Source organism: Sediminibacterium sp. C3 (genome assembly GCF_000508085.1).
Classification (GTDB): domain Bacteria; phylum Bacteroidota; class Bacteroidia; order Chitinophagales; family Chitinophagaceae; genus Sediminibacterium.
Genome location: NZ_KI669560.1, coordinates 2,486,362 through 2,508,347, shown reverse-complemented (window position 1 = coordinate 2,508,347; position 21,986 = coordinate 2,486,362). Strand labels below are relative to the sequence as shown.

Annotated in this window: 20 protein-coding genes; 7 read left to right on the top strand and 13 right to left on the bottom strand. The window is 38.2% G+C overall.

Going from position 1 to position 21,986, the window contains the following annotated elements; genetic code table 11:
• Positions 1-55: 55 nt before the first annotated feature.
• From F777_RS0111605 to F777_RS0111580, 6 genes are read right to left on the bottom strand one after another with little or no spacing between them, the layout of a single operon-like run.
• On the bottom strand, positions 56-670 hold the full coding sequence (locus tag F777_RS0111605) for a MiaE family protein (protein WP_026752185.1): 615 nt from the start codon (positions 668-670) through the stop codon (positions 56-58).
• Between the two features lie 7 nt (positions 671-677).
• Positions 678-1,883 (bottom strand): hypothetical protein, encoded by a 1,206-nt coding sequence (locus tag F777_RS0111600; protein ID WP_026752184.1) that lies wholly within the window; start codon positions 1,881-1,883, stop codon positions 678-680.
• 10 nt (positions 1,884-1,893) lie between these two features.
• Positions 1,894-2,730, bottom strand: a complete 837-nt coding sequence (locus tag F777_RS0111595) for a type 1 glutamine amidotransferase (RefSeq protein WP_026752183.1) — start codon at positions 2,728-2,730, stop codon at positions 1,894-1,896.
• 2 nt (positions 2,731-2,732) lie between these two features.
• Positions 2,733-3,860: a M42 family metallopeptidase gene (locus F777_RS0111590; protein ID WP_026752182.1), complete on the bottom strand. Its 1,128-nt coding sequence runs from the start codon at positions 3,858-3,860 to the stop codon at positions 2,733-2,735.
• Positions 3,861-3,871: 11 nt separating this feature from the next.
• Positions 3,872-4,792, bottom strand: a complete 921-nt coding sequence (locus F777_RS17915) for a UbiA prenyltransferase family protein (RefSeq protein WP_026752181.1) — start codon at positions 4,790-4,792, stop codon at positions 3,872-3,874.
• A complete protein-coding gene (locus F777_RS0111580) occupies positions 4,789-5,241 on the bottom strand; it encodes a hypothetical protein (protein ID WP_026752180.1) in 453 nt (150 codons plus the stop codon). Before F777_RS0111580 ends, F777_RS17915 begins: the two co-directional genes overlap by 4 nt.
• Positions 5,242-5,699: 458 nt before the next feature.
• On the opposite strand from F777_RS0111580, the gene F777_RS18430 reads away from it, so the two are divergent.
• A complete protein-coding gene (locus F777_RS18430) occupies positions 5,700-6,269 on the top strand; it encodes a long-chain-fatty-acid--protein ligase (RefSeq protein WP_235785949.1) in 570 nt (189 codons plus the stop codon).
• Between the two features lie 5 nt (positions 6,270-6,274).
• On the opposite strand, the gene F777_RS0111570 is transcribed toward F777_RS18430, so the two are convergent.
• Positions 6,275-7,399 (bottom strand): glycosyltransferase family 4 protein, encoded by a 1,125-nt coding sequence (locus F777_RS0111570; protein WP_026752179.1) that lies wholly within the window; start codon positions 7,397-7,399, stop codon positions 6,275-6,277.
• 288 nt (positions 7,400-7,687) lie between these two features.
• Here F777_RS0111570 and F777_RS0111565 point away from each other — a divergent pair, with 288 nt between their 5' ends.
• On the top strand, positions 7,688-9,544 hold the full coding sequence (locus F777_RS0111565; protein ID WP_026752178.1) for a PAS domain S-box protein: 1,857 nt from the start codon (positions 7,688-7,690) through the stop codon (positions 9,542-9,544).
• A 108-nt stretch (positions 9,545-9,652) separates the two neighbouring features.
• On the opposite strand, the gene F777_RS0111560 is transcribed toward F777_RS0111565, so the two are convergent.
• The 4 genes from F777_RS0111560 to F777_RS0111545 all read right to left on the bottom strand — a co-directional run bounded on the left by F777_RS0111560 (position 9,653) and on the right by F777_RS0111545 (position 14,719).
• The gene (locus tag F777_RS0111560; protein WP_152530907.1) at positions 9,653-10,108 is read right to left on the bottom strand and encodes a hypothetical protein; all 456 of its coding nucleotides are present in this window, start codon (positions 10,106-10,108) and stop codon (positions 9,653-9,655) included.
• A gap of 4 nt (positions 10,109-10,112) precedes the next feature.
• Positions 10,113-10,715 (bottom strand): glycosyltransferase, encoded by a 603-nt coding sequence (locus F777_RS0111555; RefSeq protein WP_037369414.1) that lies wholly within the window; start codon positions 10,713-10,715, stop codon positions 10,113-10,115.
• Between the two features lie 129 nt (positions 10,716-10,844).
• Positions 10,845-13,349 carry a PAS domain-containing hybrid sensor histidine kinase/response regulator gene (locus F777_RS0111550; RefSeq protein WP_026752175.1) on the bottom strand — a complete coding sequence of 835 codons (2,505 nt, stop codon included), beginning with the start codon at positions 13,347-13,349 and terminating at the stop codon, positions 10,845-10,847.
• Positions 13,350-13,354: 5 nt separating this feature from the next.
• Positions 13,355-14,719: a sigma-54-dependent transcriptional regulator gene (locus F777_RS0111545; protein WP_026752174.1), complete on the bottom strand. Its 1,365-nt coding sequence runs from the start codon at positions 14,717-14,719 to the stop codon at positions 13,355-13,357.
• A gap of 182 nt (positions 14,720-14,901) precedes the next feature.
• Between F777_RS0111545 and F777_RS17820 the strand changes: the two genes are divergently transcribed.
• The 4 genes from F777_RS17820 (at position 14,902) to F777_RS0111520 (ending at position 19,186) form a co-directional block, all read left to right on the top strand.
• Positions 14,902-15,984: a response regulator gene (locus F777_RS17820; RefSeq protein WP_051408589.1), complete on the top strand. Its 1,083-nt coding sequence runs from the start codon at positions 14,902-14,904 to the stop codon at positions 15,982-15,984.
• A 60-nt stretch (positions 15,985-16,044) separates the two neighbouring features.
• On the top strand, positions 16,045-16,677 hold the full coding sequence (locus tag F777_RS0111535; protein ID WP_026752173.1) for a response regulator: 633 nt from the start codon (positions 16,045-16,047) through the stop codon (positions 16,675-16,677).
• Between the two features lie 224 nt (positions 16,678-16,901).
• Positions 16,902-17,345, top strand: coding sequence for a response regulator (locus tag F777_RS0111525; RefSeq protein WP_026752172.1), 444 nt, complete (start codon positions 16,902-16,904; stop codon positions 17,343-17,345).
• Positions 17,327-19,186: a PAS domain S-box protein gene (locus tag F777_RS0111520; protein ID WP_026752171.1), complete on the top strand. Its 1,860-nt coding sequence runs from the start codon at positions 17,327-17,329 to the stop codon at positions 19,184-19,186. Before F777_RS0111525 ends, F777_RS0111520 begins: the two co-directional genes overlap by 19 nt.
• Here the strand turns inward: F777_RS0111520 and F777_RS0111515 are convergent.
• Both F777_RS0111515 and F777_RS0111510 read right to left on the bottom strand, forming a co-directional pair.
• Positions 19,183-20,109 carry a DMT family transporter gene (locus F777_RS0111515; protein WP_026752170.1) on the bottom strand — a complete coding sequence of 309 codons (927 nt, stop codon included), beginning with the start codon at positions 20,107-20,109 and terminating at the stop codon, positions 19,183-19,185. The genes F777_RS0111520 and F777_RS0111515 overlap by 4 nt on opposite strands.
• A 1-nt stretch (position 20,110) precedes the next feature.
• Positions 20,111-20,920 carry a 2,3,4,5-tetrahydropyridine-2,6-dicarboxylate N-succinyltransferase gene (locus F777_RS0111510; protein WP_026752169.1) on the bottom strand — a complete coding sequence of 270 codons (810 nt, stop codon included), beginning with the start codon at positions 20,918-20,920 and terminating at the stop codon, positions 20,111-20,113.
• A 52-nt stretch (positions 20,921-20,972) separates the two neighbouring features.
• Here F777_RS0111510 and F777_RS0111505 point away from each other — a divergent pair, with 52 nt between their 5' ends.
• Positions 20,973-21,980 carry a glycosyltransferase family 9 protein gene (locus tag F777_RS0111505; RefSeq protein WP_026752168.1) on the top strand — a complete coding sequence of 336 codons (1,008 nt, stop codon included), beginning with the start codon at positions 20,973-20,975 and terminating at the stop codon, positions 21,978-21,980.
• The last annotated feature ends 6 nt before the right edge of the window (positions 21,981-21,986 follow it).

The following is a 21,986-nucleotide window of genomic DNA, read 5'->3' as shown; positions in this document are numbered from 1 at the left end:
CCATAAAAAAACTCCCGATCTACATCGGGAGTTTTTTATTTTTTAAGGTTTTATATCAATGAATTCTGTCGCCCCTGATTTCCAGGTGTTGCATGATTTCAATTTCATGCGCCAGCCATTCTTTCCATCGGGCTCTTACTTTGGCTTTAGGTATATACAGTTCCGCCAGCTTTATAAATAGGGTATAGTGACCCGCTTCACTTTCCATGAATCTTCGGTAGAACTTGCGCATATAGGCATCGTCTAAGCCTTCGCTTAATCTTTTGAATCTTTCACAGCTTCTGGCTTCAATTAATGCCATGGTTAGTAGTTGATCCAAAAGCCGGTCTTCAATATGGCCACCCTTTTTCTGAAAAATCAATAATTGATTTACATATTCATCTTTTCTTTGCTTGCCCAATGTTAGCCCTCGTTTGTTAATTTCTGCGAGCACTGCTCTGAAATGTCCCCACTCCTCTGTAACAATGGGAGAGAGAGCTTCCACCAGTTCCTTTTTATCAGAATACCTTTGTATATAAGAAATACAGGTTAAAGCTGCTTTCTGCTCACAGTAGGCGTGATCGGTTAGGATGGCTTCCAATGATATCTCTGCAAGGTTTACCCATCTTGGATCTGTGGGTAGTTGTAGTCCCAGAATATTTCTGGTATGTTCCGATAAACTTTTTTCCATTTTCCTGTTATAAAGCGTCCTCTTCAAAATAAGCAAGACTTCCGCCAACCCAGTCTTTGTCCTGATTGTATCTAACCCCAATCATTTTTCCCTTGCTTAATCTTGCCAGATTATTGGTGGCAAATGGTCTTTTTTCGCCTTCTTTCCAAAAGTAAAAAATTCTGATCTCAGCTTTTGCGGGTTCATTGGGGGTTTCAATCAGTGCAGCATAATTGACCTTTCTTTGTAAAATCCAATTTTCAGGATCTTTAACGGCAGCAATATCTTCAGGTGTTACATCAATTACTACTCCCTGGCCTGCAAATGAAAACAAGGGTTTCAATACATAGTTTTCCAGGTCTTTTGGAATTTGTTTTACCTCATTCAAAAACCAGGTTTGCGGAACATAGGGATGATGAATAAAAGGTAATGTGTATTTGCTGATTCTGTAAAACCAGTTAGGGTGCGGAATCCATTCCACTTCCAGGGGCTCAAAAAGAATTTTTCCTTTCTCCCGGATAGTCGCATCCTGCTGCTGCAAATCGTCGAAAATGATGCGATTATAAATGCGTTTAATCCGGATTTTTTTGTTGTTTTTTTGGTAATACAAATGATTGTCTTCTTTAATTAATTCTGTTAGGCATACAACGGAAACTCCCGTTAATGCTTCAGTAAAATAGAAGTCAATTTTTGTTTTCTGTTCGTGCGGAAGAATTTCCAGTAATACCACTTCTTCCGGCTGGCAATTGCCAATGATAATTTCTTTAAGCAATTGGGAATAGCTATCAGCAGTTAATCCATTAAAATATGAGCTGTATTGAGCGGGTATTTTAAAGCATTTACGCATCACCTGATCATGCCATACCTGATAAGCAAAAAGGGTAGGGAATCCCTGCATTTCAATTAATTGTGGTTCAATTTCTCCCTTTTCATTCTCACAAATGCCAAAGTCAAAAGCAATGAAATGCGTATGTGCATTTTCGTTGGGTACATAAAGGTTTTCAGGAATAGCTCTCTGGCTTTTCTCTTTAAAGTCGGGCTGTATCAATATATCTACAATTGACTCACAGGCGGAAAGCATTTTATGCTTTAGTTCACTGTTAATAAAAACCGGAGTTTCGGCTACCCTGAATTCAATGGCTCCCGGAAACTTCTCATTTAAAGTTTCCAGAAACAGCTGATACTTTTTACTGCTGAATTGTTCATTGAATTGCTTTCTGATGGCTGATACCATGACTTGTATTTTAATGAAGAATCAATTCCCTGCTGGCTTCAGTTAGAAAGTTAGGAAGAATATGCTGGTAAGTCCACATGATTTTTCCCGGGTCTAGCAATTGTTCCACCATACTTTTCCATTTTTCTTCCCCGTGTGTGTCTATTACTACCTTCTTTTTGTCCTCTCTTTGCAAATACATGGCCATGCCATGTGCATCAGCCTCCGGATGAAACTGAGTGCCAATTAAATAATCGGTAAAGCGGATGGCCATTACAGCCCGCTCCAAAGGAACGTGTGGGCGGTTTTTTTCTATCGCCAGTATGGATCCTCCCATTCGGTTTATTTTATCATGATTGGGCTCAATTACCTGGTAGTCTCTGCTGTCTACACAATAGAATGGGTCATTCAGCCCTGCAAAAACCTTTTCTGCATGTCCGTCCTCCATCTGATGTACCGGGAAAACACCAAAGGAGGTAGATTTTCTTTTACATACGTTTCCCAGCTGAAAGTAACGGCAGAATAATTGAAAGCTATGACAAATAAAAAATGCATGTTTTTTTGGGAAATTAGAATTTTCATTCCAATCTTTCAATGCTTCTACCCATCCGAAATATTTTTCTTCCCAAGCACTGCCTTCTGTTTCCAAAGGAGATCCAGGGCCTCCACTGGAGATAAAAATATCATAGCTTAAATCGGGTACTTCCTGGTTTAAACGAACATCAAATTCCTTTACCTCAATGGGTTGTTGGTGGGTTGTACTCCAATCGGACAGAATGGTTCTGATACAACGCATTCCCTCATTGGCCTGTCCTTCATATAAGTCAAGGATTGCAATTTTTATGGTATTGTTTTCAGTGCTTTCCATGCTTACAGATAACTCAGGTTTGTTTTGGGGCTTAGCGTTAATAAGGTTTCATACATGAGTTTAATGGTGTCTTCAATATCTTTTTTATGCAGCATCTCAACGGTAGTGTGCATGTATCGCAATGGAATTGAAATTAAAACAGATGGACATCCGTCGTTTGCATAGGCAAAACTGTCGGTATCTGTACCCGTGCTCCTGCTTAAAGTTCGCATTTGTACTGGGATCTTATTTTTTTCTGCAACGGATTCTACCAGAGATAATAGTTTGTTGTGTATAGCAGGTGCAAATGCAAGTGAAGGCCCTTTACCACATTGGATATCTCCCTCAATAATTTTACTGATCATGGGGGTACTGGTATCGTGTGTAACATCGGTTACGATGGCAATATTTGGCTTAATTCTACGTGCAATCATTTCGGCTCCCCTTAATCCTATTTCTTCCTGAACAGCATTTACTACGTACAGTCCAAAGGGCAGCTGCTTTTTATTTTCTTTCAGCAATCTGGCTACTTCTGCAATCATAAATCCCCCCACTCTGTTATCAAAAGCCCTTCCTATAATAAAGTCGTAGGCCAATTCATCGTAACCCTCTTCATAGGTAACAACTGAGCCAATTCTAATACCCAATGCTTCCACTTCTTTTTTAGAACTTGCTCCGCAGTCTAAGCAAAGGTTTTCAATCTTCGGAGCAGGCTCTTTTTGTTCAGGATTGCTTAAACGGGTATGAATGGCAGGCCAGCCAAAGACAGCTTTTACCGGTCCGTTTTTGCCATGAATGATTACTCGTTTTGCAGGTGCAATCTGATGATCTACTCCTCCGTTGCGTTTTAGATAAATCAAACCCTGTTCGTTGATATAGTTAACAAACCAGCTGATTTCATCGCAATGAGCTTCAATTACAATTTTAAAGGGGGCAGTAGGGTTAATTACCCCAACGGCTGTTCCATAAGGATCCGTAAAAATGGTATCTACATATGGTTTAATGTATTCTATCCATAATTTTTGTCCGCCACTTTCAAATCCAACGGGCGAAGGGGTATTAATGTATTGTTTTAAAAAATCCATGGATTGGGGAGTCACCAGAGATTTTGTTTTTGTTGATTTGGTCTTGGTAGTTTTTGTCTTTGCCATAAGGGTAAATTTTAAGTTCCTAACATGCCCAACGCGCCACAGATTGCTTTCACAAGCATCAGGCCGTCAATGATTGCAAGATAATAGAGAATGCTTTTACGGCGATGCATTTGGGTACTAACAGTTATTAACAATATAAAGGGGATTGTGTTGAATAGTATTCTGGTTAAAGAAAAGTTCTCTAGCCAGGCAAGCACCCAGTATATACCCAGGCTCATAAAGGCGATTGGGATAATCAATCCAAAAAGGGTTTTGCGTAAGCCTATTTTTACCACCCAGGTTTTAAGGGGTTGATTGGCATCGGTTGCATAGTCCTTTATATCGAACAAGATGCAAAGCAGGCTAATGAAAAGCCAGTTTTTAAAAAATAATAACCAGGTAATCAGGTCTGCTGTATGAGTTGAGCCCGGATGACTAAGATCGTAATAAAATACCGGAGCAAAGGAAACAGCACCCGCCCAAACCCAACCAATCAGGAAAGGCTTTATTAAACCATTATTTCTTAGTCCCCAATTTCCCCAGCCAGGGTAGAGGCTTTTATAATAAGCGGCTCCAATCAAACCAAAAATCACTAAAATAATCCAGTTAAATACCGGCAATTGTGCAAACAGGGGTTGGAGTCCATTGAATTGCAGTAATAATAGTAGTCCAAGAATAAGTGTTAAACCTAATTGGGAATTTGTTATCTGTTTCTGATGTTCTCTATACCAGACAGACCTTTCATTTTTATTTTGTGGTTGATGGCTGATCTCTATATAATATGCATGGGTATAATAAAGGACAGTGGCACAAAACAAGGATAGGTAAAAAAATAGATTATTAAGGGGGAGTTTTAGCTGAAGAGAACATTCAACAGACAATCCTATTGCGCAAATTCCGTAGAAATAATTTCCGTAAAAAAATCGCTTTGTCCAGTTATGCCCGGCTATCATCTGATTAAAACAATATCAGGCGATCTTACGGTATCACTTCTGTTGTTGGCTTTGTCTTTTAACCAGAATCTAAAGTAAGAAGTATCGTTTCTGTTGGTGCAACCCACTATTGAAGGGGTTCCCGGAACATTGGCATTGTAAACAAGCGTAATTTCCAGCTTGCCTTTTAAATTGGCAGTGCCGGTGAAGTTAGGCACCCGGTAAGGACTGATAAATTGAACGCCAGGCGTATTTGGGCAGGTTTTGGAAATTTTCTGCACCCATAATGTGTCCTGAATATCACCCTCCTTGTCGGTAAAGTCCAAAGAAAAAATGAGAAGGTTCCCCTGTCTGAGTTCAGTGGCATTGGCTTCAGCAAAAGATAAACCGGGTCTGGTATTGAATTCATCTTTACTGCAACCATAAAAAAAGGCCGTAATTGTCAACAGGATTAATAATTTTGCTCTCATCATTTTACTTTCTATTCAAATTTAGTTAAAACAATACATACAAGGTTGGAACCACCCATTGATATTAACAATATTTTTTCTGTAAGCGATTCCAATTTTGCTGATTTAGCCATTGAACTGTATCAATGGCAATACAGGAATAATTCTGTTTATCGTAAATGGGTCAGTTTAATAACAGAAAATCCCCATAACGTAAAGACACTTGCCAGCATTCCTGCGTTGCCTATTTCTTTTTTTAAAACGCATACCGTGCTAGCCGGGGATCATGCAGCTGCCTGCGTTTTTGAAAGCAGCAGGACCACTGGAATGGTATCCAGTAAGCATTATGTGCCCAATCCGGATGGGTATGTTCAAGGGGCTGTTCGGGGGTTTGAACAGCGGTATGGCAAGTTAGAAGACTGGTGTGTGTTAGCGTTACTTCCCGCCTATCTGGAAAGGGAAAACTCATCTTTGGTTACATGGCCAACCATTTTATTGAAAGATGTGGTCATCCTTCCAGCGGATACTATTTGTATGATTTTGCCGAATTACATAAAAAAATACTGGAGCTGGAAGCTGCTGGACAGAAAACCCTGTTATTGGGGGTAACATTTGCATTGCTCGATTTTACAGAAAAGTATCCAATGCGGCTTAACCATACCCTGATCATGGAAACGGGAGGCATGAAAGGTAGGGGTAAGGAATTAACCAGAGAAGAATTGCATGCTTTGCTTTGCAAAAGAACCGGCTTGTCTTCTATTCATGCCGAATATGGAATGACAGAATTACTGAGTCAGGCCTATTCAGTGGGAGGGGGGCGTTTCTATTGTCCACCCTGGATGAAAGTATTGATTAGAAAAGAAGACGATCCCCTCGAAATTTTGAATGAAGGCACCGGGTTACTTCAGATCATAGATCTGGCCAATATTTATAGTTGTGCTTTTATTGCAACTCAGGATATTGGAAAAATTTATAAGGATGGGAGCTTTGAAGTAATTGGCAGGATGGATCATGCTGATCTTCGTGGATGCAGTTTACTGGTTGTTTAAAATTCCTATAAACCCTGATAAATCTCTATATGTGTTCTGGCAATGCTGGTCCAGTTAAAATGCTGCGCTACCATTTGGTGAGCATTCATTTTTTTTCTGTTCCATTGAACTGTTTCCATATCAGCTATACTTTGTATGAATGCGTTTTGTAAATGATCAGAATTGTTTTCCTGGAGCACATATCCCGCATTTTCATCCTGAATTATTTCCGCTAAATAAGTTGGTTTGGATACAATGCTGGGAATAGACATAGCGGCAGATTCCATTATAACCGAGGGATAAAAATCTACTCTCGGGGTTCTTACCATAACATCAATCTTGCTCAACTGCTCAAACTTTAAAGCACCAAATACTGCTGGTTTCACAAATACATATTTGTGCAGTCCCAGTTTTTTGATGGACTTTAGTATCAGATTTCTGTCAGGGCCATTTCCGATAATCCAGAGTATGGCATTATTAGAGTGGGTTTTCTTGAATTTTGCAAATCCATGCAATAAGATATCAATCCCCATTTCAAAGTTCTTCAATTCTCCGTTGAAGCAATAGATGATTTCATCATGCTTCATAATTTTAGGTGCAATATTCAGGTTATTGTTGATTAAGCCGTTGGGGCATGTATACGTTTTTTGTTGATTGAATGGAAATAAGGAAAGCAATTCTTTTCTTTCCTGTTCGCTGTTAAAGTGCAATGAAGAAGACCAGTTTATTAAATTCTGATCAAAGTTTTCAAAATGTTTTTTCTTCAGGTAAGATGTTTTACTCATGGTTTGTAAATTATATCTTCCATGAGGGGATAGAATAAATGGTATTTTGTTTTCCTGCAAGTAAAAAGCAATTGGATAGTATACCGGAACAATTCCTCCGTGAAAATGGACAATTGTGCTCTTTCCGGTTTTTATCAGCTCTTTCCGGATTTCTTTCATAGTGTTCCAGATAAACAAATGATGAGAAAAACGCTTTACTGGATAAGCTTTATTTTGAAATTGTTCGGCAGATTTTCTAGTAATTTCCCAGACGCTTGTTTTTAAACCCAGTTTCATTTGTTCGGTTACCAGCTGGTTTACAATATCAGCGATTGGGTTGTTTTTGGCTCTGGTATTTCTTATAAATACCACGTGTATAATTTCCATAATAAAAACGTCATTTGTTAATTCCAGAATGAAAATACAGTATATTTAATTTCGATTTTTTAGAACTTATGAGCTGGAAAGAACTAACCTCGAAATCAATATCAATTGCTTACTTATTGTTGCTTTGGGGGCAGTTTTTATATTGGATGGGAAGAATTTTTTCGGTACACAATATTAAGTGGTTCCTGCTTAAACTTATCATTTACGCATATCTTATTCTCTGGTTATACAATTACCTTAAGACCTGGTTGGGAACGCTTAAACAATTTGGTCATTAAATGCTAAAAAATGCGCTATCCTTATTCTGTTGATAGAAAGATATTAGATCAGATTGCTTCACCTGATTATTTTGTTTTTGCCATCGATTTAGATGCCAATATTACTTTCTGTAATGAGGCTTTTCAGCGAATTTATCAGATTGTTGGAGAGTCTGTAGAAGGTATATCCATTGATTCTTTGTTGCATTCAAAAGATGTAATTACAATTAAGGAGGTAGTGCATCAGGCTTTACTCACAAAGTCGCTTGTGCCTTCTATCATACGATTGTCTAATCCTGTAAATGCCTCATTGGCAGGGGATATTCATTATGAAGTAAGTCCGGTTCATGACAGAAGATCCCATCCGATTGCGTTTTTACTAATTGGAAAAATGAATACCCCTGGTAGTGCTTCTAAATCAGCTACAGTAGCAACAGGTCAGGGTGCAGGACTCAGCGGACAGAATCGGGAATGGTTTAGGGAAGTAGCCGACTGCATGCAGGAGATAGTCTGGATGAGTGATTATCAGCAACAGCTGGTTTTTGTAAACAAAGCATGGCTTAAATATAGAGGTGCCGCGATGGATACCGAAATGGGCAATGGATGGACAGAAGCCGTTTATGCGGAAGACCGCTTTCAATTGGAGCAATCACTTACTGCTGCTTTTGCAGGCAGAAAGTTGTTTAGCGCACAATTCAGAATTCGAAAATACGATGCAACATATAGATGGGTAGAAATGCAGGGGAGCCCAATGTTTAGTAATTTGGGTGATTTTATCGGCTATACCGGAACTTTACAAGACATTACACATATCAAGGAGCTTCAACTTCAGCTTAACCGACAAAAGGAAATGCTGGAAGTATCCAAAATAGAGTTTACCAAGTTTACAAAAATTGCACAGCGGATTAATGTGGTCATCGTTTTATGCGATCCGGGTTACAGAATTACATGGGTAAACGATAGCTTTGTAAAGCTTACCGGATTTCCTTTGCGCGAAGTAAATGGTAAGGATCCCCTGATGATTCTTTCAGGACAGGATACAGATTCTGTAGTAGTTGATAAACTGAAAAAAAACATTGAACAAGGTAAGAGTCTCAGAACGGAGATTGTTTTTTATGCCAAGAATGGCAATAAAATATGGCTCGATTTAAAACTGGAAGCCTTATTTGATAAGGCCGGAAATGTATTGGGGTATCTGACCATTCAGAATGATATTACTAAAAAGAAAATGACGGAAAAGGATGTGGAAGAACAGATGATCCATCTGAAACAAATCTCCGACATTGCTTCTTTTGAGCTCAGACATGAATTTTCAAAAATTTTACAGATTCTTCAGACTGCCAAATTTCAGCAGAATAGCCTGGAAACCTATCAACAGATATTGTCGGATATTGAATCATCTGCCAATACAATGAATCATGCTATTCTTAAAATTTCAGATGAAGTTAGTTTTGCATCTTCGAGTAATATTGCCCTGAATAAGTTCTTATTGAATCAGGCTATCGAAGAAATTATATTGATAGATGATGATCACATGATTAACAAACTGAATACGGTCATAATCCGTAATGTGATTCCCAATATGACGGTAACAGTTTTTGATAATATTGATGAAGCACTTGACTACTTAAAAAATAATCCTACTCATAAAAGGAAAATATTCCTCGATTTAAACTTTATGGGAAGAAACGGGTGGGATTTTCTGGAAGAGTACGAGCGTATGAATCAGCCCTGGCCTGTAATTATATTGACTTCTTCTATTGATCATAATGATTACGAAAAATCAAAAAAGTACTCCAATGTTACGCACTTTATTACAAAGCCACTTACGGTTCCGCAATTTGAGGAACTGAGTGCATTGGACGAAGCCTCTCCAGTTGGGAGTTAAACAACTGTTTCATTAGTGCACCATTGGAATAAGCTTTCATTGGATGTAATGACTGCAGAATAAGCAGCAAGTCTATCATTGTTTTGAAGTAGAAAGCCCCGTTTCCGGTTAATTTTTATTGTATTCCGATTCGTAGGCAAGTATGGGAAGTTGCATGTACATTGCTTCTAAGAGAGAGTAGGTTTCATCTGTCTGGTGATAGGAATCAATGTATATAAAACAATTGGTCCGGAGCATGTTTAAGGTTCTGAGCTGAATTTGCGGATCAAGCATTTTAATCAGGTAATTATTCTGGTACCGGTCGAGCAATGTTTGACCATAAGCAGTAGCTTTCCAGTTTGCTACTGCCACTAAGGGGAAGTGGTTTAGTCTTATGAAACTTTCAAATACAATATGTATGTCATTTTCTGGCTCTGCATCCGTCATCATTAAAGCATACTTGCCATAAAGAAAAGGGAATAGCGTATGGTCTTTTGCCTGTATGATTTCATGGGTGCACTGTTCGTGTAAAGCCCTTTTGTTCATTTGCAGGAAAGCATTTTCGATCTGCTTGTCTGAATCCATTTTTTTAAATTGTTTGTTCAAAAAGATTTTGATGCGCTGCAGCAATTTTGTTCCAATGAAACTGTTCGTTGACCATGCGAACCGAATTTCTTCTTTTTACGTTCCAGTTATTGTATTTAATATCCTGTAGACATTTCAACATTAATTTTGCCAGTTGTTTATAGTTGTTTTCTTCTAAAACATAGCCGGCATTGTAGTTTTGGATATACTGACTTATCTGAAAATTACCAGAAACAATCGAGGGTACAGCAACCGATGCAGCTTCTAAAACAGAGGATGGAAAGTATTCATTTCTAGATGGTCTTAGAAAAAGATCAACTTCGTGCAATAGGTCAAATTTTGCTCTGCCATTAGGAATGGGTTTAATTTTCACGAAGTCTTCAATATGATATTCCACAATTAAACTTGAGAGTAAGCCCTGATCCTTTCCTTCCCCTATTAACCAAAGGCTCCCATTTTCCAGGTATTTGTTCTTGTAATCTGAAAAGGCCTTTAATATAATATCCAGCCCAAGAGCTTTACAGTCAAATTCGCCCATGAAGGCAAATACCGGAACTTCGTTTTTTCTGCTTTTGTATTGTTGAGGTAGTTGAATAAAAGATTCCATATGAACTTTCAATGTTTCAACTGTAGGGTGCTAATACAATGCCAAAGCTGTTTAGCCTGTATTGGATTGATTTTCAGTTAATTGCGATTTTTTGAACTTTCTTTAGTTTCCAGAATTGGGAATCATGGGCTATTTTGAGACAGAAATATGGGGATAGTCTGCTTTTATCTGATCCATCACCAATTTCATGGCTTTTGCAACCCATTCTATCTTGTAAACGATATCATCGGGTGGTGGATTCTTTTGGGCAGCTTCTTCAATATAACGAATGGCTTGAATTGCAGACTGAATTCCCATGCTGCGAATGGCAGATTTAATTCTATGTGCCGTACGTTCTACTTTTTTCCAATCTTTTACTTTGGCTGTTTCCTGAAGTATTTCAATGTCCTCTGGCATGGTTTGTAAAAAGAGTGCAATCATCTTATCAATAAAAACCTGCTGGTACCTTCCCATTCCCATTAAATGTGCTTCGCTATATAATTTTTCGTTTGATGGAATACTTAAATATTCATTATCACTGCTGAAGCAAAAATCATTTTTATGCAGGCATTGTAATATTACCATCAGAAACTCTTCTTCCAGAAAAGGCTTGCTGATATACCCATTCATGCCTGCGCTAAGGTATTTTTGTTTGTCGCCTTCTAATGCATTGGCGGTTAAGGCAATAATTGGTATGTTATAATTGGGAGAATTCTTCATGCTTCTGATAATAGATGTAGCCTGAATCCCGTCTATATAGGGCATGGAAATATCCATTAGAATTAAATCGAACGAAAAGTTTTTAACTTTTTCAATTGCCTCTCTTCCGTCAATCGCTTCTGTAATATAAACGCCTTTTTCTTCCAGTATCGATCGGGCAATGAATTGATTCATTTCAACGTCTTCAGCCAATAGAACACGGAGTCCTTTTAACTGATTGTAGTCTGATACAGCATATACAGGTTTAGCTGAGAGTGTGTTTTTGGTAAATGGAAGTTGAATACTGAATATGCTGCCCGAATTTATTTTACTCTCCACGCCAATTCTGCCCCCCATCAGTGTAACCAGATTTTTAACAATGCTTAAGCCCAATCCGGTACCGCCATATTTTCTGGATATGGAAGTGTCGGCTTGTTGATAGGGCTGAAATAAAGAGTCTATTTTTTCAGTTGGTATTCCAATTCCGCTATCCTTTATTTCAATTCTGATCCATACCTCTTCTGTCATTTCAGTAATGGTCTGCAATGTTATTTCAACATACCCCGTGTTAGTAAACTTGATGGCATTGGCTAATAAATTGGTAACTATCTGACTTAAACGGTATGGGTCTCCAACTACTTTTAAGGGCTTCTCTGTTAAATCATTAAAACTGAGTTGAATGTTTTTCTCTTTGGCCTTGTATTGAAAACTTTCAGCCAGTAAAGCAACTTTTTCATTCAATAAAAATTGAATTTTTTCAAGCTCTATTCTGCCTGCTGAAATTTTTTCAAAATTTAAAATGTCATTGACGATTACCAGTAAATTATTAGCGGCATCTTTAATCATGCCGGTCATTTTTTGTTGTTTCTGATTCAATTTTGTTTTGGCCAGTAAACCGGCAATCCCAAGAATACCATTCATGGGTGTTCTGATTTCATGGCTTACATTGGCTAGAAATAAATCTTTAGCTCTTGCTAGTTCTTCCGTTTTCATTTTAGCCTGAATTAGCTCATCTTCAATCTGAACTCTTTCTGTTATATCTGTGTGAAGTCCAATGATCATTTCAAGTTCACCATCCTCATCCAGTACAGGATGAAGATTCTTTAAAATATGACTGGTGTGTCCCTCTGTATCGCTTTTCTTCTCTTCTACTATCCCTCCTTTTTTCAGGTTAATTACCTGTTCAAATAGTTCCTGATAATTGGTTACTCTTGAATCTTTTGAGTCAGACTTATAAGTGGCTGATCCCTTTTTTCCTATCAGCCATTCTATAATCCACTGCCTTAATTCAGGGTCTTTAATTGCGATTGGATTTAAAAATAAGTCGGCATATTCAGGGCTTAAAACAGCTATGTCAGCTGGAAGATAGCTGAGTATTTTTTCGTAGATATTCTTTTGTTTCTCTAGCTTTTTTTCAAGTGTATACTTGAGCGTTGCATCGTTGTAATACCAGATATGACCTGTATATTCACCCTGCTGAAATAGCGGACTGTAATCCCTTTCTATGATTATTCCATTTCTAAGTTCAAGCATATCATTTCTTACAGGAATACGGTTGCTTAATATTTCATTTGTTCGCTGCTGAAAGTGAAAAGGGTTTATAAAGATGGTTTCGTCAATAAGGTTATTACTGCATAAATCAGTCCCTATTAAAGAATGAATAGGAACATGAATATTAAAAAACTCACAAAAGGATTCATTGATACTAATTACTAATCCAGACTCGTTTTCAATTAGAATGCCTGTTTGTAAATGCTGATTAATGCTGTTGATAATATCATTTCCCGTGAATGAATAGGCGGTTGTTTCTGAGTTGTTAAGTTTTCTCTGTAATAGTTGCAGCTCTCTTTCCTTCTGCAATAATTTTTTTTCAGCCGCATACCTTGCAGCTCTTTCCATTTCTAGTTCTATGGAAATTAGTTTTGCACTTGTATTGGAATTTGTATTTTCTGCCATGGGAATTATTTGATTAATTCACCTCTTTGCATCATTCTGTAAATGGTTGATTTGCCAATATCCAGTTTTTTGGAAACTGCTATAACATCCTGATTGTATTTGTTCAGGAAATACTGGATAATTTGTTTTTCGTATTCCTTTAAAGTAGTTTCTTTAAATAACAGGTTCCCAAACTGGTCACTGGCATCTATATTTATGTCGCTAGGATAAATTAAATCAGATTCGGACATCACCACCGCCAGTTCAATTATAGATTTTAGTTCTCTTATATTTCCAGGGAAATAGTATTGTTTAAGTTTAGCAATTGATTCAGGCGTTAAAGTTTTAAGCGGTAACCTATTGTCACTGCAAAAACTTTGTATGAAGTGCTTGGCCAAAATCAGGTAATCCTTCCCTCTTTCCCTTAAAGGAGGGAGTTCTATTGGAAGACCCAAAAGTCTGTAATACAGGTCTTCCCTGAACTTTTTTTCCTGAACTTCCTTTAACAGGTTTCTATGCGTTGCAACAATAATTCTTACATCAATAGGAATTACGGCATTGCCTCCGATTCTGGTAATTTCACGTTCCTGTAAAACCCTTAATAGTTTTGCCTGTAAGTGAATATCCATTTCGGCAATTTCATCCAGAAATAATGTGCCTTTATTGGCTTCTTCAAATTTCCCTATACGTTTGCTTTGAGCGCCGGTAAAAGCCCCCTTTTCGTGACCGAATAATTCACTTTCAAGCAAATCCGGAGGAATAGCAGCCACGTTAATGGCAACAAATGGGTATTTGTGTCTTGGTGAATTATAATGGATGGCTTTAGCTACCATTTCCTTACCTGTTCCTGTTTCGCCGGTAAGGGAAACTGTAATATTTGTTTTTGCAGCTTTATCTATTAGTGCAAATACTTTTTGAATAGATTCACTTTGTCCAATGATTACTTTTGAAAAATCATAGTTTTTCTTCAATTCATTTTTCAGTTGCTCCACTTCCTTTTTAAGGCCCTTAATCTCCTGCAGGTGAAGCAGCACATTCCATAGCCTGTCCTTGGTGTCTTCATCTTTAACAATATAATCGAATGCACCTGATTTTAATAGTTCAACCGCAGTGGTAATCTGATCCTGACCTGAAATAATAATTACTTCTGTTTCCGGATACCTTTCTTTAATTTTTTTTAGCACTTTACTTCCATCTGCATCACCTTCAGCCAATGCATAGTCCAGTGTAACTACATCTGGTTGTTCGTGTAATTGTTGAAAAAATGCTTTTTCTGTTTCAAATCTGCTTACCTGGTAATCGGGGTTTAGCGATAGGTAATGTTCCAGCATGGTACCATACCAGAGGTCATCTTCCAAAATGAAGATTTTGAGTGGTTTTGTTGGTCTCATTGGATTTTCTTGGTTCAACAATTTACTGTATTTTCTTGCTGAATAAGTGATTTAATTCCCAAAAAGGGAAATTAAGTCTCAAAAAAAAAGCTACTTTCTATTCATTTTCTTATACTAACTGATTGATTATTATAATATTATTATTCGGCATATTTTTTACAGTTACTGTATAAAAATATCCGATGAATTCCCAGTCTTTACAATCAGGTTGGTTGCCAGCAGACGTATCCCAAGCTTCTTTATTAGAAGAAATCTATAATAAACTGCCAGATATGGTGTTTTTGTTTGATGTGAAGGAGCGTAAATTCATAATGCGCAATCCCGCATTGAATCATATGTTAGGTTTTGAACACCTAAAAGACCAGGAAATCAATTGTATTTCTTTACGAACCTTGATTCATCCGGAAGATTGGAAAGGGGTGCAGGCTGCTGTGGCCAATGTGGGAATGGGTGATCAGGCAGTGGTAGAAGTGGAATGCAGGTGTATGGACAAAATGCAACAATATCAATTTTTTCAGACCCGCTTGTCTGTTTTTGAAAAGCAGGGAGGAGACTTAATGTATATTCTTGGAATTGCACAAAATATAACTGAACGAAAGAAGAGTGAAATGCAGGCTCAATTGTTTAAAAACCGTTTACAGGAATTGTCATTTATTACTTCTCATGAAATGCGGCATGAGTATGCGAAAATTCAATCCATAGTAAATCTGATGGATAATCAGTTCATTTCAGACTCAGAAAGAATTGATTTAATAGCTGAAGCCAGGAAGTCTATACAATTGATTAATTCCGCCATTTTTAAATTGAATCACAAACTGTCTTTTAACCAACACGATGAAACTTTTGATATGAACAAGGAGAATGAATCATTTAATAAAATAATATTCATTGATGACGATGTATTAACCAATGTGTTAAATAGAAAAATAGTACAGGCACTTATGCCAGAAATGCCAGTTGAAGTATTTATAGATATTGATGATGCATTGGACTTTATTAAAACTTCACAGGAGCTTAATCAAACCCTCATTTTTCTGGATATTAACTTCCCCGGCAGGGGCGGCTGGGATTTTCTGGATGAATACATTACCTATTCCGATGCTTCCAATGTAATAGTCCTGTCTTCTTCTATAGATAACAGGGACAGGGAAAAAGCCAGAAGTTATGCATCTGTCATTGATTATATCACTAAACCATTGTCTTTTGATTTTATCAAGACTTTTTTTGAAGAATTGAGGTCTTTTCAGCAAGAAAAACAGGGATAGTGTAAAGTTCATTTTCTTATCTTTAACCTGGTATTACCGAAAAAAGGTAGTTGGAAGCATATGCGTATACTTATTGCAGATGATCATGGATTGATACGGGAGGGTTTGAAAAAGATTTTACTGGAGTCTTTGCCATTTGCTGAAATCCATGATGTGTCCGATTCTGCCGAATTATTTAAAAAATCTATTAAAGAGCCCTGGGATATTATTATTTCCGATATCAGTATGCCCGGTTATTCCGGAATAGAGATTTTAAAACAGATAAAAACCCATGTGCCCAATACCCCGGTATTAATGCTCAGCATGCATTCCCCTGAACAATATGCAGTTAGGGCTATTAAAGCGGGAGCGTCAGGTTATCTTACCAAGGAGAGTGCCCCTTATGAATTAGTTACTGCTGTTCAGCAAATTTTAGCAGGTAGAAAATACATTACCAATAGAGTTGCAGAAGTATTGGCTAGTTCGCTTGAATCAGATTCTTCTAAGTTGCCACATGAAAACCTCTCTGATCGTGAGTTTGAAGTATTAAAGAAACTAGTAGAAGGGAAATCTGTTTCTGAAATCAGTGAAATGCTTTCATTGAATATTAACACGATTAGTACTTATCGTGCCCGTATTCTTGATAAGATGGGGCTAAGAAGCAATGCTGATTTAATAAGATATGCCATCGAACATAAGATTTCTGACTTGTAGTGATAATACTACATCTTGTCGTTTTTTTATAGGTCATATTCCTGGCTTACCACTACAATTATTTTACGTTTAGTTTATTAGTATTGCATTTTAGGATGTTCGCATCCAGTTTAAAATTCAATTTCCTGAGAAACCGATTGTAGTATCTTAACTACAAAAGCTTTGTGGGCCAGCCCTACAAAGCTTTCTTTTTTGATAGAGTACATTTGGGCAATAACCATTTTATGAGAACATCCTCTATCAAAGTGTTGATTGTAGAAGATGCTGCGATTATTGTTCAGCAACTGAATCATCTTTTATTGGACCAGGAATCCAGATTAGAATTGCATTTTGCGGAGACCGCAGAACAGGGATTAAGGATGGTACAGGAAAATTTTCCGGATGTGTTTATTCTGGATATACAATTACCTGGCCTGAGTGGAATTGAGTTACTAAACCAGATTAAGCTATCCTTTCCTTCGAGACAGCCGCTGGTGATATTCTTAACGAATATGCCTAATGCTACTTATCGTCAGGCCTGTTTGAAAAAGGGAGCTCATTTTTTTCTGGATAAGTCAAGAGATTTTCTGATGTTGCCGGATATTATTCACCAGTATATTTCAAACGACAATTTTTTGCAATCCATTTCTCCACTTCCAAATACAAGTTTATGCAGTACGACGAATTAAAAGATAGGGTAGTTGTGGATTACAATAAGTTCGGACAATATGTATTGGCTATTGATACGAACGGAGAAATTATGTATTGCAATGATGCATTTCAGGTATTGTATCAATTGCAGGGGATTTCTGTTGTAGGTATTTCTATTGAAGCATTGTTCAATCACCAGGAAGCAGGTCTTATCAGGAATTCGATGCAGCAACTGCTGCAGCCTGCTTCAAAGCCAAAAGAACTGCAACTCAAATATCCCGGAAGTTCACCGATGCGGAATACTATTCTTTTTTCGGTTCAGCCCATCACAGATAAAAAAGGTAAAATGACAGGAGTTTTGCTGAAGGGGGATTTAAAAGTTCCGGCTCCTGAAAACCGGAAACCCCTTCTGGTACCCCAAACAGGCGTGTCTGTAGGGAAGGGACAATCATCAGGATCTGTTGAGCATTGTTTTAATGAATTGGCAGAGTTTATGCCCGATTTAATGTGGATGACCAACCACCATCATCAGATTACCCATATTAATAAGGCCTGGCAGCAATATTGCGGAACAAATAAGGAAGAACAATTGGGAGAAGGCTGGATGAAACAGATTCATCCGGAAGATATTGAAAAAGTAATTGCAGACAGAAAATCAGCTTTTGCCATTCAGCAACCTTATAACCTGGTGTACCGCTTTAAAAAACAGGATGGTAATTTTCGCTGGATGAATATGAAAGGCAATCCTGTTTATGATGTACAGGGAGTTTTTCTTGGGTATACTGGTTTGTGTCTGGATATTACTGCTGTAAAAGAAGCCCAGATTCAAATCAGAAGACAGCAGGAATTAATGGAGAGCACTAAAATTGAATTCGGCAAATTCACAAAAATTGCTCAAAAAATCGGAAGCATTATTATCATGTGTAATGCGGATAACCGGATTACCTGGGTAAATGATGCATTTGTAAAAACGACCGGGTATACCTTGAAAGAAGTTACCGGAAAAACACCCGGAAGTTTTTTAAAAGGTCCTGAGACAAGTAAAGAGACATTAGATAGAATCCGGAAGGTAATTGAACAGGGTAAGGGAATCAGAACAGAAATTTTATATTACACCAAGAGTGGGGCCCGTATCTGGCTAGATTTAATGATTGAATCCTTGTTCGACAAAGACGGGGTAATAACAGGGTATATAACCATTCAGAAAGACATTACCCTTAAAAAAATATCAGAGAAGGAAGTGCTTGAGCAAATGAGTCATCTCAAGAAAATTTCTTTTATTACTTCCCATGAACTAAGACATGAGTTCTCCAAAATTTTGCAGTTGTTACAGACTGCTAAATTTCAGGACCATAATCTGGCAACCTACGCGCAGATTTTTACGGATATTGAACATTCAGCCAATCTTATGAATGATGCCATTTTCAAACTGAATGATCAGATTAATTTTGCTTCTTCGAACAGTATTTCTCTGAATAAATATTTGTTGAATCAGGCCATAGAAGAAATTTGTCTGGTAGATGATGATCACCTGGTAAATAAACTGAATGAACTGATTATCCGCAACGTAATGCCAACCATGCCTGTACACACATTTGATCAGGTAGATACTGCATTGCAATATGTAAAAGAGAATCCAAATACCAAGCGTAAGATATTTCTGGATTTGAATTTTTCCGGAAGGTCGGGCTGGGATTTTCTTCATGAATACGAAAAACTAAGTCATCCATGGCCGGTTGTTATTCTAACTTCTTCCATTGACCATGTTGATTATGAACGTTCCAAAAAGTTTTTGAATGTTACGCACTTTATTACCAAACCACTCACCATTGAACAGTTTGAAAAATTGAGTGAAATGGAGCATCTAATGGTACATTAATGCTCTATCCGATTGTTCTGCCATCCAATTAAAATTACACCGATTATCACCAGTGCTGTGCCCAGTATTTGGGTGATTAGAATGGGCTCATTCAGAAAAATGGACGCCTGAATTATGGTAGAAACTGGTCCGATGCTGGTGATGATGGAGGTATTGTTACTGCCAATTCTTTTCATGCCTGCACTAATCATAAACGAAGGAATAACTGTAGCGATAATGGCCAATGCCAGACTATACCAGCCCAATTCCCAGCTCATATTTACGGTTTTCCATTGCTGCTTTACTAAAAAATGCAGAAATATTCCCGCGGTTGCTGCCAGCATAGCATATGCGGTATAGCGGGTAGAGCCAGCTCTGATTACCATTCTGCCCGTGCCAACCAGATAAAATGAATAGGTAATAGCACAAAGAAAAACCATGAAAGAACCAAAGTAAAATGAATCGTTTTGTTGCACCGTACCCAGTTCGGCATAATAGGCAATTCCAATCCCTGTATAGGTAATACATAAAGCCAATAACTGTATGCGGGTAATTTTTTGCTTGAACAAGTAAGTGTTCAGCAACACGGCAAATGTGGGGTATAGAAATAAAATCAGTCTTTCTAAACCGGCAGAAATGTATTGAAGGCCAATGAAATCGAAGAGGCTGCTTAGATAATACCCAAGCACTCCCAATAAAATTATCCAGCCGAAATCTCTGTTGCTTAGCGGTTCTACATTTTCCTTTTTACCTGCCAGCCAGGCTGCAGCAATATAAAAGGGCAGAGACAATAACATTCTTAATGTAAGCAATGTTATTGCATCTACCCCTGTATTTTTAAAAGCTAATTTTACCCAGATGGCTTTGGTGGAAAACAATATGGCTCCGCCAATGCTTATTAAAAAGCCTTGCAGAAACAATGTTGATTGCTTCTCCTTAGGCATTTTATACACTTACATTAAAATCTCTGAGCGCATCGTTCAGGCTGGTTTTTAGGTCTGTACTCGCTTTTCTTTGACCAATAATCAGCGCACAACTTACCTGATATTCACCAGCATTGAATTTTTTGGTATAGCTACCCGGAATTACGACGCTTCTGGCCGGAACCCTGCCTTTCATTTCAATGGGTTCTGGGCCGCTAACATCAATGATTTTGGTGGATTGGGTTAACACAACGTTGGCACCTAAAACCGCTTCTTTTTCTACAATTACTCCTTCTACCACAATACATCTGCTTCCAATAAAGCAGCCGTCTTCAATGATAACCGGACTGGCTTGAAGAGGCTCCAGAACACCTCCAATTCCAACACCACCACTCAGGTGAACATGCTTGCCAATTTGTGCGCAACTGCCAACAGTGGCCCATGTGTCAACCATGGTGCCCTCATCAACATAAGCTCCGATATTTACATAGCTGGGCATTAAAACTACATTCGGTGCAATATAGGCTCCGTATCTGGCTGTAGCAGGAGGGACAGCTCTTACCCCCAGTTCCTTATAGTTTTTCTTCAATAACATTTTATCGTAAAACTCAAAAGGGGGCATTTCCCAGGTTTGCATTTGCTGAACGCCAAAATACATAAGTATGGCTTTTTTAACCCATTCGTTTACAACCCAGCCATTTTCTCCCGGGCTTGCAACGCGCAGTTGCCCTTTATCAACAGCTTCAATTACCTGTTTAACAGCATCGCTGTACTTAGCATCTTGCAACAGGGTCCTGTCATTCCATGCGGCCAATATTAAATCTTGAGGCATATTTCAATTTTGGGCAAAAGTACAGTATTTCAGATTTGTGTAGTTTTGCCAGATGCAAAAATTGCTGATTATTCAAACCGCATTTATTGGAGACGTGGTACTGGCGACCGGTTTGCTTGAATCAATTCACAAAGCATATCCGAATGCAAAAATTGATGTACTGGTAAGAAACGGCAATGAGTCTTTGTTTACAGACCACCCATTTGTTCATCAAGTGCTGGTATGGCAAAAGAAGCAGGATAAATACCGGAATCTGATGAAGCTGGCCATAGCGGTGAGAAAAGCATCCTATGATACCGTTATCAATTTGCAGCGATATGCAGCTACCGGATGGATAACCTGTTTTTCCGGAGCCAGAGAAAAAATTGGATTCAATAAGAATCCTTTTCGGTTTTGTTATACCCGAACCATTCATCATAGTATGGACACAGATAAGGGGGTACACGAAATCAATAGAAATTTTCAATTGATTGCGCATGTAAAAGGCATTCAACTAAAAAAACCTGCTTTATATCCAACTGCCTCAGATTTGGCGAAAGTGCTTCCTTATCAAGTTCAACCTTATATATGCATTGCCCCATCTTCGGTATGGGCAACCAAACAGTTCCCCAAGGAAAAATGGATTGCCTTTCTGGATGCGCTGCCCCCAAACATCAAAGTGTATGTGCTGGGTGGTCCGGGGGATACTTTATTGTGCAATGAAATTATTGAAGCCAGCAGCACAAATAATGCCGTTAACCTTGCCGGTAAATTGAATTTTCTGTCATCTGCTGCCCTTATGAAAAATGCGCTGATGAACTATGTGAATGATTCAGCGCCCATGCATTTCTGTTCTTCAGTTGATGCCCCCGTAACTGCCATTTACTGTTCAACGGTTCCCGGATTTGGATATGGGCCACTAAGTAGTAGTAGTCATATTGTAGAAGTGAAGCAGACCCTGGATTGCAGGCCTTGCGGTTTGCATGGTAAAACCGCCTGCCCTCAGAGGCATTTTAATTGTGGATTTCAAATTGAAATTGCACAATTAATGGCTACCCTTCCTGCCCTGACCAAACAATAGTACATT

What these genes read in the sequence shown, in the direction of transcription:
- F777_RS0111595 (WP_026752183.1), bottom strand. Translation starts at nt 2,730, where the DNA reads ATGGAAAGCACTGAAAACAATACCATAAAAATTGCAATCCTTGACTTA.
- F777_RS0111555 (WP_037369414.1), bottom strand. Translation starts at nt 10,715, where the DNA reads ATGGAATCTTTTATTCAACTACCTCAACAATACAAAAGCAGAAAAAAC.
- F777_RS0111515 (WP_026752170.1), bottom strand. Translation starts at nt 20,109, where the DNA reads ATGCCTAAGGAGAAGCAATCAACATTGTTTCTGCAAGGCTTTTTAATA.
- F777_RS0111605 (WP_026752185.1), bottom strand. Translation starts at nt 670, where the DNA reads ATGGAAAAAAGTTTATCGGAACATACCAGAAATATTCTGGGACTACAA.
- F777_RS0111545 (WP_026752174.1), bottom strand. Translation starts at nt 14,719, where the DNA reads ATGAGACCAACAAAACCACTCAAAATCTTCATTTTGGAAGATGACCTC.
- F777_RS0111600 (WP_026752184.1), bottom strand. Translation starts at nt 1,883, where the DNA reads ATGGTATCAGCCATCAGAAAGCAATTCAATGAACAATTCAGCAGTAAA.
- F777_RS17820 (WP_051408589.1), top strand. Translation starts at nt 14,902, where the DNA reads ATGAATTCCCAGTCTTTACAATCAGGTTGGTTGCCAGCAGACGTATCC.
- F777_RS0111580 (WP_026752180.1), bottom strand. Translation starts at nt 5,241, where the DNA reads ATGAGAGCAAAATTATTAATCCTGTTGACAATTACGGCCTTTTTTTAT.
- F777_RS0111565 (WP_026752178.1), top strand. Translation starts at nt 7,688, where the DNA reads ATGCGCTATCCTTATTCTGTTGATAGAAAGATATTAGATCAGATTGCT.
- F777_RS0111590 (WP_026752182.1), bottom strand. Translation starts at nt 3,860, where the DNA reads ATGGCAAAGACAAAAACTACCAAGACCAAATCAACAAAAACAAAATCT.
- F777_RS17915 (WP_026752181.1), bottom strand. Translation starts at nt 4,792, where the DNA reads ATGATAGCCGGGCATAACTGGACAAAGCGATTTTTTTACGGAAATTAT.
- F777_RS0111570 (WP_026752179.1), bottom strand. Translation starts at nt 7,399, where the DNA reads ATGGAAATTATACACGTGGTATTTATAAGAAATACCAGAGCCAAAAAC.
- F777_RS18430 (WP_235785949.1), top strand. Translation starts at nt 5,700, where the DNA reads ATGGCCAACCATTTTATTGAAAGATGTGGTCATCCTTCCAGCGGATAC.
- F777_RS0111535 (WP_026752173.1), top strand. Translation starts at nt 16,045, where the DNA reads ATGCGTATACTTATTGCAGATGATCATGGATTGATACGGGAGGGTTTG.
- F777_RS0111520 (WP_026752171.1), top strand. Translation starts at nt 17,327, where the DNA reads ATGCAGTACGACGAATTAAAAGATAGGGTAGTTGTGGATTACAATAAG.
- F777_RS0111550 (WP_026752175.1), bottom strand. Translation starts at nt 13,349, where the DNA reads ATGGCAGAAAATACAAATTCCAATACAAGTGCAAAACTAATTTCCATA.
- F777_RS0111510 (WP_026752169.1), bottom strand. Translation starts at nt 20,920, where the DNA reads ATGCCTCAAGATTTAATATTGGCCGCATGGAATGACAGGACCCTGTTG.
- F777_RS0111505 (WP_026752168.1), top strand. Translation starts at nt 20,973, where the DNA reads ATGCAAAAATTGCTGATTATTCAAACCGCATTTATTGGAGACGTGGTA.
- F777_RS0111560 (WP_152530907.1), bottom strand. Translation starts at nt 10,108, where the DNA reads ATGGATTCAGACAAGCAGATCGAAAATGCTTTCCTGCAAATGAACAAA.
- F777_RS0111525 (WP_026752172.1), top strand. Translation starts at nt 16,902, where the DNA reads ATGAGAACATCCTCTATCAAAGTGTTGATTGTAGAAGATGCTGCGATT.